The sequence below is a fragment of the Streptomyces kronopolitis genome (assembly GCF_050953795.1).
Taxonomy (GTDB): domain Bacteria; phylum Actinomycetota; class Actinomycetes; order Streptomycetales; family Streptomycetaceae; genus Streptomyces; species Streptomyces kronopolitis_A.
On the sequence record NZ_CP191850.1, the window covers coordinates 3,755,532 to 3,767,303 of the forward strand.

The 11,772-nt window shown below is 72.7% G+C and carries 12 protein-coding genes and 3 tRNA genes; 4 read left to right on the top strand and 11 right to left on the bottom strand.

Annotated features, from left to right (window positions below):
- Nucleotides 1-37 precede the first annotated feature (37 nt).
- Nucleotides 38-1,096, top strand: coding sequence for an adenosine deaminase (locus ACQP17_RS16475; protein WP_433856971.1), 1,059 nt, complete (start codon nt 38-40; stop codon nt 1,094-1,096).
- Between the two features lie 15 nt (nt 1,097-1,111).
- Here the strand turns inward: ACQP17_RS16475 and ACQP17_RS16480 are convergent, their stop codons facing one another.
- From ACQP17_RS16480 to ACQP17_RS16505, 6 genes are all read right to left on the bottom strand, one after another.
- Nucleotides 1,112-2,167, bottom strand: a complete 1,056-nt coding sequence (locus ACQP17_RS16480; protein ID WP_433856972.1) for a UDP-N-acetylmuramate dehydrogenase — start codon at nt 2,165-2,167, stop codon at nt 1,112-1,114.
- 62 nt (nt 2,168-2,229) lie between these two features.
- Entirely contained in the window at nt 2,230-2,664 is a 435-nt protein-coding gene (locus tag ACQP17_RS16485) for a MaoC family dehydratase (protein ID WP_006604857.1), read from the bottom strand.
- A gap of 1 nt (nt 2,665) precedes the next feature.
- On the bottom strand, nt 2,666-3,118 hold the full coding sequence (locus ACQP17_RS16490) for a MaoC family dehydratase N-terminal domain-containing protein (protein ID WP_189101133.1): 453 nt from the start codon (nt 3,116-3,118) through the stop codon (nt 2,666-2,668).
- Nucleotides 3,119-3,202: 84 nt separating this feature from the next.
- The gene (rpmG, locus tag ACQP17_RS16495) at nt 3,203-3,367 is read right to left on the bottom strand and encodes a 50S ribosomal protein L33 (RefSeq protein ID WP_006604855.1); all 165 of its coding nucleotides are present in this window, start codon (nt 3,365-3,367) and stop codon (nt 3,203-3,205) included.
- 89 nt (nt 3,368-3,456) lie between these two features.
- Nucleotides 3,457-3,529 (bottom strand) — tRNA-Met (locus tag ACQP17_RS16500).
- 46 nt (nt 3,530-3,575) lie between these two features.
- Nucleotides 3,576-3,648: transfer RNA gene (locus ACQP17_RS16505), tRNA-Thr, on the bottom strand.
- Nucleotides 3,649-3,830: 182 nt separating this feature from the next.
- On the opposite strand from ACQP17_RS16505, the gene ACQP17_RS16510 reads away from it, so the two are divergent.
- The gene (locus ACQP17_RS16510) at nt 3,831-5,093 is read left to right on the top strand and encodes an amidohydrolase family protein (RefSeq protein WP_433856973.1); all 1,263 of its coding nucleotides are present in this window, start codon (nt 3,831-3,833) and stop codon (nt 5,091-5,093) included.
- A 90-nt stretch (nt 5,094-5,183) separates the two neighbouring features.
- Nucleotides 5,184-5,846, top strand: a complete 663-nt coding sequence (locus ACQP17_RS16515; protein ID WP_433856974.1) for an SDR family oxidoreductase — start codon at nt 5,184-5,186, stop codon at nt 5,844-5,846.
- Between the two features lie 181 nt (nt 5,847-6,027).
- On the opposite strand, the gene ACQP17_RS16520 is transcribed toward ACQP17_RS16515, so the two are convergent.
- Nucleotides 6,028-6,109, bottom strand: a tRNA-Tyr gene (locus ACQP17_RS16520).
- 188 nt (nt 6,110-6,297) lie between these two features.
- Here ACQP17_RS16520 and ACQP17_RS16525 point away from each other — a divergent pair.
- A complete protein-coding gene (locus ACQP17_RS16525; protein ID WP_018090929.1) occupies nt 6,298-6,786 on the top strand; it encodes a YajQ family cyclic di-GMP-binding protein in 489 nt (162 codons plus the stop codon).
- A 76-nt stretch (nt 6,787-6,862) separates the two neighbouring features.
- Here ACQP17_RS16525 and ACQP17_RS16530 read toward each other — a convergent pair whose 3' ends face one another.
- The 4 genes from ACQP17_RS16530 to ACQP17_RS16545 form a co-directional block, all read right to left on the bottom strand.
- Nucleotides 6,863-7,255, bottom strand: coding sequence for a YccF domain-containing protein (locus tag ACQP17_RS16530; RefSeq protein WP_433856975.1), 393 nt, complete (start codon nt 7,253-7,255; stop codon nt 6,863-6,865).
- A gap of 132 nt (nt 7,256-7,387) precedes the next feature.
- The gene (gene htpX, locus ACQP17_RS16535; RefSeq protein WP_364880253.1) at nt 7,388-8,251 is read right to left on the bottom strand and encodes a zinc metalloprotease HtpX; all 864 of its coding nucleotides are present in this window, start codon (nt 8,249-8,251) and stop codon (nt 7,388-7,390) included.
- A 239-nt stretch (nt 8,252-8,490) separates the two neighbouring features.
- On the bottom strand, nt 8,491-10,023 hold the full coding sequence (locus tag ACQP17_RS16540) for an NADH-quinone oxidoreductase subunit N (RefSeq protein ID WP_433856976.1): 1,533 nt from the start codon (nt 10,021-10,023) through the stop codon (nt 8,491-8,493).
- A complete protein-coding gene (locus tag ACQP17_RS16545; protein ID WP_433856977.1) occupies nt 10,023-11,741 on the bottom strand; it encodes a complex I subunit 4 family protein in 1,719 nt (572 codons plus the stop codon). The genes ACQP17_RS16540 and ACQP17_RS16545 overlap by 1 nt, the downstream gene beginning before the upstream one ends.
- Between the last annotated feature and the right edge of the window lie 31 nt (nt 11,742-11,772).

Sequence of the window (11,772 nt, forward strand, 5' to 3'; positions counted from 1 at the left end):
CTACCGGCGCGCCGGTCCCATGCGGCAAGATCTTGGGATGGAGAGCGTTCGTGCCCGCGGCGGAGCCGCCATTCGAGACCTGCGCCAGCTGCCGAAGGCCCATCTGCACCTGCATTTCACCGGTTCGATGCGGCCCGCCACCCTGCTGGAGCTCGCCGACAAGTACGGCGTCCATCTGCCGGAGGCGCTGCGCGGCGGTGAGCCGCCCCGGCTGCGCGCCACGGACGAGCGCGGCTGGTTCCGCTTCCAGCGGCTGTACGACCTCGCACGGTCGTGCCTGCGGGAGCCCGAGGACATCCAGCGGCTGGTGCGCGAGGCCGCCGAGGAGGACGTCCGCGACGGGTCGCGGTGGCTGGAGATCCAGGTCGACCCGACCTCGTACGCACCGCGGCTGGGCGGGCTGATCCCGGCCCTGGAGATCATTCTGGACGCGGTGCGCGGCGCGTCGCGGGACACCGGGCTCGGCATCCGCGTGCTGGTCGCCGCGAACCGCATGAAGCACCCGCTGGACGCCCGCACGCTGGCCCGGCTCGCGGTGCGCTACGCCGACCACGGAGTGATCGGCTTCGGGCTGTCCAACGACGAACGCCGGGGATTCGCCCGGGACTTCGACCGCGCCTTCGCGATCGCGCGCGAGGGCGGTCTGCTGGCGGCGCCGCACGGCGGGGAGCTGTCGGGGCCGGCCAGCGTCCGCGACTGTCTGGACGATCTGCACGCCGGCCGGGTGGGGCACGGCGTCCGGGCCGCGGAGGACCCCGCGCTGCTGCGCCGGCTGGCCGCGCGCGGGGTGACCTGCGAGGTGTGCCCGTCGTCGAATGTGGCGCTGGGGGTCTACGAGAAGCCGGAGGACGTGCCGCTGCGGACGCTGTTCGACGCGGGCGTGCCGATGGCGCTGGGCGCCGACGACCCGCTGCTGTTCGGGTCGCGGCTGGCCGCGCAGTACGAGATCGCCCGCGGCGTGCACGACTTCACCGATGCCGAACTCGCCGAGCTGGCCCGCCAGTCGGTCCGCGGCTCGTGCGCCCCGCAGGACGAGAAGCAGCGGCTGCTGGCGGGGATCGACGCCTGGCTGGCCGAGCCGGGTGCGGCGGCCTGATCCGAACGGCAGAGCCTAGAGGCTGACGCCGACCGTGACCGGTTCGTTGACGAGCGTGACGCCGAAGGCCGCGTGGACCCCGTCGCGGACCTCACGGGCCAGGGCGAGCAGGTCCTCGGTGGTGGCCTGCCCGCGGTTGGTGAGCGCGAGGGTGTGCTTGGTGGAGATGCGGGCCGGGCCGCTGCCGTAGCCCTTGGTGAAGCCGGCCCGGTCGATCAGCCAGGCGGCGGAGGTCTTGACCAGGCCCTCACCGGCCGGGAAGGCGGGCGGGGCGGTCTCGGGGCCGAGCCGGTCCCGGACCCGCCGGAGGAAGGCGGCGTGCTCGGCCTCGGTGAGGATCGGGTTGGTGAAGAAGGAGCCGGCCGACCAGGTGTCGTGGTCGGCGGGGTCCAGCACCATGCCCTTGCCGGCGCGCAGCGCCAGCACGGTCGTACGGGCGGCGGCGGCCGGGACCCGGTCACCGGCCCCGACGCCGAGGGCGCGGGCGGTCTCGGGGTACTTCAGGGGCGCGGACAGCCCCCCGGCGTCCTCCAGGGCGAAGCGCACGCGCAGCACGACGAACCGGTCGGGGTGCTCCTTGAAGCGGCTGTGGCGGTAGGAGAAGCCGCACTCCGCGCCCGGGATCGTGACGGTCTCGCCGGCCCGGCGGTCGTAGGCGACGACCTCGGTGATCGTGGTGGAGACCTCCTGGCCGTACGCGCCCACGTTCTGGATCGGGGTGGCGCCCGCCGAGCCGGGGATGCCGGCCAGGCACTCCACGCCGGCCAGCCCGGCCTCGACCGTACGGGCGACCGCCTCGGACCAGTTCTCGCCGGCGGCGAGGGTGAGGGTCGTGCCGTCGAGTGCGAAGCCCCGGGTGGCGATGCGCAGGGCCGTACCGTCGAAGCCCTTGTCGCCGATGACGAGGTTGCTGCCGCCGCCGATGATCAGCAGCGGGTCCCCGGCCGCGTCGGCCGCGCGGACGGCCGCGATCACCTCGTCGTCGGTGGTGGCCGTGACGAGGCGGGTGGCCGGTCCGCCGAGGCGGAAGGTGGTCAGCGGGGCGAGGGGCGCGTCATGGAGTTCCTGCACGCGCCCAAGGGTACGGGGGCGGCCCCGGCGTCCTCGGCCGGCCGCCCCCGGACGGCGCCGGCTCAGGCGAGGCGGACCACGGCGCGGGACATGCCCAGCACCTTCTGGCCCGCGCTCATCGCGGTGAGATCGACCCGGACCGTACGGTCGTCGTCGTCCAGCTTGGCGGCGACCTTGGCGCTGACCTCGATCAGCGCGCCGGTCTCGTCGTTGGGGACGACCACCGGCTTGGTGAAGCGCACGCCGTACTCGGCGACCGCGCCGGGGTCGCCGGCCCAGTCGGTGACCACGCGGATCGCCTCGGCCATGGTGAACATGCCGTGGGCGATGACGTCCGGCAGCCCGACCTCCTTGGCGAACTTCTCGTTCCAGTGGATCGGGTTGAAGTCACCGGAGGCGCCCGCGTACCGCACGAGCGTGGCGCGGCTCACGGGGAAGGTCTGCGCCGGGAGTTCGGTGCCGACCTCGACCTCGTCGTAGGAAATCTTGGCGGTCATCTCAGGCCTCCCGGTCGGCGCGGGCCACCAGCTTGGTGAACGCGGTCACGACGTGCTCGCCGGCCTCGTCGTGCACCTCGCCGCGGATGTCGATGATGTCGTTGCCCGCCATGGACTTGATGGCCTCGATGGTGGAGGTGACGCTCAGCCGGTCCCCGCTGCGCACCGGCCGGGTGTAGGCGAACTTCTGGTCGCCGTGCACCACCCGGCTGTAGTCCAGCCCGAGTTGCGGGTCCTCGATGACCTGTCCCGCGGCCTTGAAGGTGATCGCGAACACGAAGGTTGGCGGCGCGATCACATCGCAGTACCCGAGCGCCTTCGCCGCTTCGGCGTCGGTGTAGGCGGGGTTGCTGTCACCGATGGCCTCGGCGAATTCGCGGATCTTTTCCCGGCCGACCTCGTACGGGTCGGTGGGCGGGTACGTGCGTCCCACAAATGACTGGTCGAGCGCCATGGGCTCGCAACCTCCCTGTACTGATGGTGATAACGCCGTGAGGCCGCCCCCACGAATGGGGACGGCCTCACGAACGAGCCTGTGTTATCGCGTCTCGCGGTGCGCGGTGTGCGAGTTGCAACGGGGGCAGTGCTTCTTCATCTCAAGACGGTCCGGGTCGTTACGCCGGTTCTTCTTGGTGATGTAGTTCCGCTCCTTGCACTCCACGCAGGCCAGCGTGATCTTCGGGCGGACGTCGGTGGCAGCCACGTGAGTGCTCCTTGGACGGACGGGTGGTCGGATTAACGCATAAAAGAGTAGCCGATCGGAGGACCGACCCCACAATCGGCTACTGTCAGTAGCGGTGACCGGACTTGAACCGGTGACACAGCGATTATGAGCCGCTTGCTCTACCGACTGAGCTACACCGCTGCGATGCGAGGGGATCCCGCCCGAAGACGGGAACCTCACACATCAGAGCCCCAATACGGAATCGAACCGTAGACCTTCTCCTTACCATGGAGACGCTCTGCCGACTGAGCTATTGGGGCGAGCGATGAAGACATTACACGGCCCGCCGCCAAACGTGAAATCCGTATCCGGGCCGTGCCCCAAGTGCCCCGGGCACCACACCGGTACGACTATTTCGCGCCTGCGCACCGCTCTCCCGGCGGCGTCCTAGGCTCGGGAGAACGCTGCGTGATCTTGCACGCCGGTGCTTTCGAGGAGCGCGATGTCCGACAGCAGTTCGCCGCAGCCCCAGCCGGGAAAGCCCGGCGGCGCCGGCCGGTACGCCAGGCCGGACAGCGGCGCGCTGGTGCTGTGCGGTGCCCGGCTCGCCGACGGCCGGACGGTGGACGTGCGGCTCGGCGGTGGCCGCATCGAGGCCGTCGGGACGGCCGGCAGCCTCGCCCCGCAGGGCGCCCGCGTCGACCTCGCCGGCTACCTCCTGCTCCCCTCCCCCGTCGAGCCCCACGCGCACTGCGACACCGCGCTGACCGCGGACCGCGACGGCCCCGTGTCCGGCTCGGCCGAGGACGTCCAGCGGCGGACCACCGAGGCCGCGCTGCTCCAGCTGGGACACGGCGCCACCGCCTCGCGCAGCCACGTCAGGATCGGCGACGTCCAGGGCCTGCGCTCGCTGGAGGCCGTGCTGCAGGCCCGCAGGTCGCTGCGCGGGCTGGCCGATCTGGCGGCGGTGGCGGTGCCGCGGGTGCTGACCGGGGTGGCCGGCGCGGACGGGCTGGCGATGCTGCGGGACGCGGTGAAGATGGGCGCCTCGGTCATCGGCGGCTGCCCCGACCTCGACCCCGACCCCGCCGGGTACGTCGAGACGGTCCTGGAGCTCGCGGGCGAGCACGGCTGTCCGGTGGACCTGCACACCGACGGCGCCGATCCGGCGCGGCTGGCGCGGATCGCGGCGATGGCGGGCGGGCTGCGGCCGGGGGTCGCACTCGGGCCGTGTGCGGGGATGGCGCGGATGCCGCGGAGCGTGGCGGCGCGGGTCGCCGAGCAGTTGGCGGCCGCCGGGGTCGCCGTCGTGTGCCTGCCGCAGGGCGACTGCGCGGGCCTGGAGCGGCACGGCTCGCGGGTGGCGCGGCCGGCGCCGGTGCGGTTGCTGCGGGCGGCCGGAGTCCGGGTGGCGGCGGGCAGCGGGGCGCTGCGGGACGTGGCGAACCCGGTGGGGCGGGGCGACCCCCTGGAGGCCGCGTATCTCCTGGCGTCCCTGGGGGAGGCCACGCCCGAGGCGGCCTACGGGACGGTGAGTTCGGCGGCGCGGGCGACGCTGAACCTGCCGGAGGTGCGGGTCGAGGCGGGCTTCCCCGCGGAGCTGCTGGCGGTGCGCGGGGAGCGGATCGCCGGGGTGCTCTCGCTGGCGTACAGCCGGATCGTGATCCACCGCGGGCGGGTGGTCGCCCGCACCAGCGCGGTACGCGAGTACTGCGACTCGGCGGCGGAGGTGGCGCTGGAGCTGCCGCGGCAGTCGCAGCGCTGAGCGGCGGCGCTGCGCCGCGGGGGCGGGAAGGCGGCGGCCGCCCGGCCGGTCCCGCACCGCGCGGCGGCCCTTCGGCGTACGGTCGGGATCATGCGCATTGTCATCGCAGGTGGACATGGTCAGATCGCGCTGCGGCTGGAGCGGTTGCTCGCCAAGCGCGGGGACGAGGTCGCGGGCATCATCCGCCGGCCGGAACAGGCCGGCGACCTGCTGGCCGCGGGAGCCGAACCGGTGGTCTGCGACCTGGAGTCGGCGTCGGTGGAGGATGTCGCCCGGCACATGGAGGGGGTGGACGCGGCCGTCTTCGCGGCGGGCGCGGGCCCGGGCAGCGGCGTCGGGCGCAAGGACACGGTGGACCGGGGCGCGGCGGCGCTCTTCGCGGACGCGGCCGAGGCGGCGGGCGTTAGGCGCTTCCTCGTCGTCTCCTCGATGGGCGCGGACCGTGAGCCGCCGGAGGGCACCGATCCGGTCTTCGCGGCGTATCTGCGGGCGAAGGGCGCCGCGGACGCGGACGTACGGGCCCGCGCCGGCCTGGACTGGACGATCCTGCGGCCGGGCCGGCTGACCGACGATCCCGGGACGGACCTGGTGCGGCTCGGCGAGTCCACCGGCCGGGACGAGGTGTCCCGTGACGACGTGGCCGCCGTCCTGGCGGCCCTGCTCGACGAACCGGGCACCATCGGGCGGACGCTGGAGCTGATCGGCGGCGAGGTCCCCGTGAAGGACGCGGTACGGGCGGCGGCCGGGGGCTGAGAAGCGGCCTCCGCGCGGCGGACCGGGGCGGCGTCCCGCGTCCGCCGTGCGGGGAAGCCGTGCGGGGGTGCCGTGCGGAACGGTGTGGCGGCGGGGCGTTGGTGCCCGGTCAGGTCGACGCATATCGCAAAGGGCCCCTGGCTTGTGATCTCACAAGCCAGGGGCCCTTTGCGTTTCCCTGTGGCGGCGCCAGGATTCGAACCTGGGAAGGCTGAGCCGGCAGATTTACAGTCTGCTCCCTTTGGCCGCTCGGGCACACCGCCTGGGTTTGCTGCCGGGAGACTCCGCCGGGGCGGTGCTCGGTGGCAACGACGTAAACCATACCCGATGACCGGGGGTGGTCCGCCACTCGATTCGGGAGCCCTGGATCTTGGTCGGGTGGCTAGGCTTGGCAGGCGGTCCGGGTCGGACCGTACCCCTGACGGATCTACGTACGAGGAGCCAACTCAACATGGCCGACTCCAGTTTCGACATCGTCTCGAAGGTAGAGCGGCAGGAGGTCGACAACGCGCTCAACCAGGCCGCCAAGGAGATCTCGCAGCGCTACGACTTCAAGGGCGTGGGCGCGTCGATCGAGTGGTCGGGCGAGAAGATCGAGATGCGGGCCAACGCCGAGGAGCGGGTCAAGGCCGTACTCGACATCTTCCAGTCCAAGCTGGTCAAGCGCGGGATCTCGCTGAAGGCGCTGGACGCCGGGGAGCCGCAGGCCTCGGGCAAGGAGTACAAGATCTTCGCCTCGATCGAGGAGGGGATCTCGCAGGACAACGCCAAGAAGGTCGCCAAGATCATCCGCGATGAGGGCCCGAAGGGCGTCAAGGCGCAGGTGCAGGGCGACGAACTGCGGGTCAGCTCGAAGAGCCGGGACGACCTGCAGGCGGTGCAGCAGCTGCTGAAGGGCAAGGACCTGGACTTCGCGCTGCAGTTCGTGAACTACCGCTAGGAGCCCGGTTCCGGGTGCCACAAGGATGGGGCGGCGCGCTTCGGCGTGCCGCCCCACCTGTGTGTCCGGCGGCGGGTCAGCGCGCCGCGAACGGCTCTTCGGTCAAGACGATGTCGCGGCCCAGCGGCATGAGGGAGATCGGGATCATCTTGAAGTTCGCGATGCCGAACGGGATGCCGATGATCGTCACGCACAGGGCGATGCCGGTGACGATGTGCCCCAGGGCCAGCCACCAGCCCGCGAAGATGATCCAGATGATGTTGCCGATCGCCGAGCCGACGCCGGCGTCGTGGCGCTGGACGGTCGTCCGGCCGAAGGGCCACAGGGCGTAGCCGGCGATCCGGAAGGACGCGATGCCGAACGGGATGGTGACGATCAGGATGCAGCAGACGATGCCCGCGACGACATAGCCGATCGCCAGCCAGAAGCCGCTGAGGACCAGCCAGAGGACGTTGAGGATGAGCTTCATGATCAGCAGCCTTCCGAGGGCACGGTGGAGAGTGTGTCTGCCGTGCTAGACGCGCTGAGCCGGGTGAATCGTTGCATTCATGATGCGACGGCTCCGGGGTGACGGCCACCGCTCCCGGCGCCGGCCGGGACCTCAGGGGCGGGGGCCCGCCTGCTGTTCGAGGCGGGCGATGCGCTCGCGCATCGGGGGGTGGGTGGAGAACAGCCGGGACATGCCCTCGCCGGCCCGGAACGGGTTGGCGATCATCAGGTGGCCGGCGGTCTCCAGACGGGGTTCGGGCGGCAGCGGCAGCTGCTGGGTGCCGGCCTCCAGCTTGCGCAGGGCGGAGGCCAGGGCCAGCGGGTCGCCGGTGAGCCGGGCGCCCGAGGCGTCGGCCTCGTACTCGCGGGAGCGGCTGACGGCGAGCTGGATGAGGGAGGCCGCGACCGGGCCGAGGATCATGATCAGCAGCATGCCGACGAGGCCGGGGCCCTCGTCGTCGTCGGAGCGGCCCACCGGGATCAGCCAGGCGAAGTTGACGAGGAACATCACCACCGAGGCCAGCGCGCCCGCGACGGAGGAGATCAGGATGTCGCGGTTGTAGACGTGGCTCAGCTCGTGGCCGAGGACGCCGCGCAGCTCGCGTTCGTCGAGGAGCTGGAGGATGCCGTCGGTGCAGCAGACCGCGGCGTTGCGGGGGTTGCGGCCGGTGGCGAAGGCGTTGGGCGCCTGGGTCGGGGAGAGGTACAGGCGGGGCATCGGCTGGCGCGCGGTGGTGGAGAGCTCGCGGACCATGCGGTACAGCTGCGGGGCCTCGAACTCGCTGACGGGGCGGGCGCGCATGGCCCGCAGCGCCAGTTTGTCGCTGTTCCAGTACGCGTAGGCGTTGGTGCCCAGGGCGACGAGGACGGCGATGATCAGCCCCGTACGGCCGAAGAAGCCACCGATGACGATCAGGAGGGCGGACAGCCCCCCGAGGAGTACGGCGGTCCTGAGCCCGTTGTGCCGGCGGTGCACGGTGCGCCCTCCAAGCGGTCCGGCAGGGGAACCCTGTGCTGCGTTGCTCCACGCTCCGGTGGATCCTTACTCACTGGTCAACGCGGGATGAACGGGCCTGGTTCCCCGGTGTGCGCACGGCGGCCCGGGCCGGGCACCCGAAAGCGCCCCGTGGGCGGGGGCCCCGCGGGGGCGGGCAGGCGGCCGTGCGGGCCGTCAGGGGCGGCGGGTGCGCGGGGTGCGGCGGGCCGGCCACCGGCTCAGAGCAGCGTCCCGGAGGCGAAGCGCAGCACGAGCTGCGGGGCGCCGGAGAGGGCGATGCCCAGGACGGCGGCGAGAGCGATGGCGGTGGCGAGCGGGGCCGGGATCGCGGCGCGGTGCGGGGCCTGCGCGGGCGCCTGCTCCGGCGCGCTCTCCTCGGCTCCCCGGAAGAGGACCGTGGTCCACTGCAGGTAGTAGTAGAGCGCGATCACGACATTGACCGCCATGACGACCGCGAGCCAGGCCAGGCCCGCTTCGACGGCCGCGGAGAACACCGTGACCTTGGCGAACAGGCCGATGATGCCCGGCGGCAGGCCGGCCAGGCACAGCAGGAAGAAGCCGAGGGCGAGCGCCACCAGGGGCCGCCGGTGGTACAGGCCCCGGTAGTCGGTGATCCGGTTGGCGGGCCGGGTGCGGGCCACCACAGCGGCGACCGCGAAGGCGCCGAGGTTCACGGCCGCGTACATCAGGGCGTAGGCGACGGTGGAGCCGATGGCGTGCGCCGGGTCGTGGACGGAGCCGGCCGCCGCGATCGGGACCAGGAGGTAGCCGGCCTGGCCGACCGAGGACCAGGCGAGCAGCCGCACGGCGCTGTGGGCGCGCCGGGGGTCCTGGCGCAGGGCCGCGACGTTGCCGACGGTCATGGTCAGCGCGGCGAGGACGGCCAGCGCCGGGCCCCAGACACCGGCGTACGAGGGGAAGCCCTCGACCGTGACGAGGATCAGGCCGGAGAAGCCGACGGCCTTGCCGACCACGGAGAGGTAGCCGGCGATGGGGAGCGGCGCGCCGACGTAGGTGTCCGGCACCCAGAAGTGGAACGGGGCGGCGGCGGTCTTGAAGGCGAAGCCGACCAGGGTGAGGGCGACGCCGGCGCTCGCCAGGGTGGCCAGCCGCGGGTCGGGCAGGGCGGTGAGGGCGTGCGCCACCCGGGAGAGGTGCAGGCTGCCGGTGGCCGCGTACAGGAAGCTGACGCCGAGCAGCATCACGGCGGTGGCGGCCACCGAGGACAGGAAGAACTTGAGGGCGGCCTCGGAGGAGAGGCGGTCCCCGCGGCGCAGGCCGACCAGCGCGAAGGCGGGCAGCGAGGCGACCTCGAGGGCGATGACGAGGGTGGCCAGGTCCCGGGAGGCGGGCAGCAGGGCGGCGCCGGCCGCCGAGGACAGCAGCAGGAACCAGTACTCGCCGGCGGGCAGCTCCCCGTCCTTGACGGACTCCAGGGACAGCAGCGCGGTCAGCAGCGCCCCGGCGAGCACCAGGAACTGGATCACCAGGGTGAACGGGTCGGCCACATAGCTGCAGACCGCGGGGTGGCCGGACAGGCAGAAGGTGCGGCGCTCGCCGCCCAGGAGCGGCAGCAGCGAGAGCCCGGCGAGCACCAGTCCCGCCGTCGCGACCAGGCCCAGCAGCGGCTTGCGGGCCGCGGGCAGGAAGAGGTCGGCGACCAGCACCACCAGCGCGACGACCGCGGTGAGGGTGGGCGGCGCGAGGGCGACCCAGTCCACGGACTGGACCAGCGAGGGGACCGAGCTCATCACTTACCGCCTCCGAGGAGCTGCTGGACGGCCGGGTCGCTGAGGCCGAGGAGGGCCGCGGGCCACAGTCCGGCGAGGACGGTGAGGACGGCCAGGGGGCTCCAGGCCGCGTATTCGTAGCGCGCGAGGTCGGGCAGGGCGGGGACCGGAGCGGGCGGGCCGTCCGGGGCCGCGCCGCCCTTGCCGGCCGGGTTCCCGTCGCTCGTGGCGGCCGGGTCGGTGGCGCCGAGCACGGCGGCCCCGGCCAGGTCGACGGTGCCGCCCATACAGACACGGCGGACGACGAGCAGCAGGTAGGCGGCGGTCAGCAGGGTGCCGAGGCCGGCCATCACCATGAACGTCAGGAAGGCGGGGCGGCTGAGGCCGGCGGCCGGCCGGAAGGCACCGAACATCGCGAGCATCTCGCCCCAGAAGCCGGCCAGTCCGGGGATGCCCAGGGAGGCGACGGCCCCGAAGGCGAGCAGTCCGCCGAAGCGGGGTGCCCGGGCGTAGAGGGCGGCGCCGGACGGGGCGGGCAGCAGCGCGGCGGCGCCGGACGCCGCGGGGCGCCGGCCGGCGGAGCGGGCGAGGGTGTCGAGGTCGGTGCTGCCGGTGCGGTCCTTGAGCGCGCCGACCAGGAAGAAGAGCAGGCCGGTGATCAGGCCGTGCGCGATGTTGGCGAACAGCGCGCCGTTCACGCCGGTGGGCGTCATGGTCGCGATGCCGAGCAGTACGAAGCCCATGTGGCCGACGGAGCTGTAGGCGATCAGACGCTTGAGGTCGCCGCCCGCGCCCTTGCGCACGAGGGCCAGGCAGGCGAGCGAGCCGTAGAGGATGCCGACGGCGGCCAGCGCGGCGAGGTACGGCGCGAAGGTGTGCATGCCCTCGGGGGTGATGGGCAGCGCGATCCGTACGAAGCCGTAGGTGCCCATCTTCAGCAGCACGCCGGCCAGCAGCACCGAGCCGACGGTGGGGGCGGCGGTGTGCGCGTCGGGCAGCCAGCTGTGCAGCGGCCACATCGGGGACTTGACGGCCAGTCCGAGGCCGATCGCGAGCACCGCGAGCAGCTGGACCGTGTGGCTGAGCTGGGCTTTCGGGCCGTTGTCAGTGGCCAGTGCCACCATGTCGAAGGTGCCGGACTTCATGCCGATGAGAAGGAGGCCGAGCAGCATCACGACGGAGCCGAGCAGCGTGTAGAGGATGAACTTCCAGGCCGCCGCCTGCCGCCTCGCACCGCCCCAGCGGGCGATGAGGAAGTACATCGGGATGAGGACCATCTCGAAGGCGAGGAAGAACAGCATCAGGTCGAGGACGGCGAAGGTGGCGAGGGTGCCGGCCTCAAGCATGAGCAGCAGGGCCACGAATGCCTTGGGGGACGGGCCAGCCGGCATGTGGAAATAGCTGTAGAGCGCGCAGAGGAAGGTCAGCAGCGCGGTCAGGACGACGAGGGGGAGCGAGATGCCGTCGACGCCGAGGTGGATACGGATGTCGAGCGCGGGGATCCAGCTGATGTCGGTGGTGGCCTGCATACGGGCCGGCCGGGCGTGGTCGAAGCCGACGGCCAGGGCGATGGCCGCGGCGAGCACGGCACCGGTGACGGTCACGCCGTGGCGCAGTACGGCCTGGTCGGGGTTCTTGCCCCGGAGGCCGGGCGGCGCCGGGAGGAGCGCAGCGAGCGCGCCGACGAGGGGGAGGACGACGATGCCCGCGAGGAGAAGCTGCAGGGCGGTGTGATTCACGGGTCAGGCCCTCCTCAGGGTTTCGGCTCCG

What these genes read in the sequence shown, in the direction of transcription:
- ACQP17_RS16510 (WP_433856973.1), top strand. Translation starts at nt 3,831, where the DNA reads ATGTCCGACAGCAGTTCGCCGCAGCCCCAGCCGGGAAAGCCCGGCGGC.
- ACQP17_RS16485 (WP_006604857.1), bottom strand. Translation starts at nt 2,664, where the DNA reads ATGACCGCCAAGATTTCCTACGACGAGGTCGAGGTCGGCACCGAACTC.
- ACQP17_RS16540 (WP_433856976.1), bottom strand. Translation starts at nt 10,023, where the DNA reads ATGAGCTCGGTCCCCTCGCTGGTCCAGTCCGTGGACTGGGTCGCCCTC.
- ACQP17_RS16475 (WP_433856971.1), top strand. Translation starts at nt 38, where the DNA reads ATGGAGAGCGTTCGTGCCCGCGGCGGAGCCGCCATTCGAGACCTGCGC.
- ACQP17_RS16515 (WP_433856974.1), top strand. Translation starts at nt 5,184, where the DNA reads ATGCGCATTGTCATCGCAGGTGGACATGGTCAGATCGCGCTGCGGCTG.
- ACQP17_RS16490 (WP_189101133.1), bottom strand. Translation starts at nt 3,118, where the DNA reads ATGGCGCTCGACCAGTCATTTGTGGGACGCACGTACCCGCCCACCGAC.
- ACQP17_RS16525 (WP_018090929.1), top strand. Translation starts at nt 6,298, where the DNA reads ATGGCCGACTCCAGTTTCGACATCGTCTCGAAGGTAGAGCGGCAGGAG.
- ACQP17_RS16530 (WP_433856975.1), bottom strand. Translation starts at nt 7,255, where the DNA reads ATGAAGCTCATCCTCAACGTCCTCTGGCTGGTCCTCAGCGGCTTCTGG.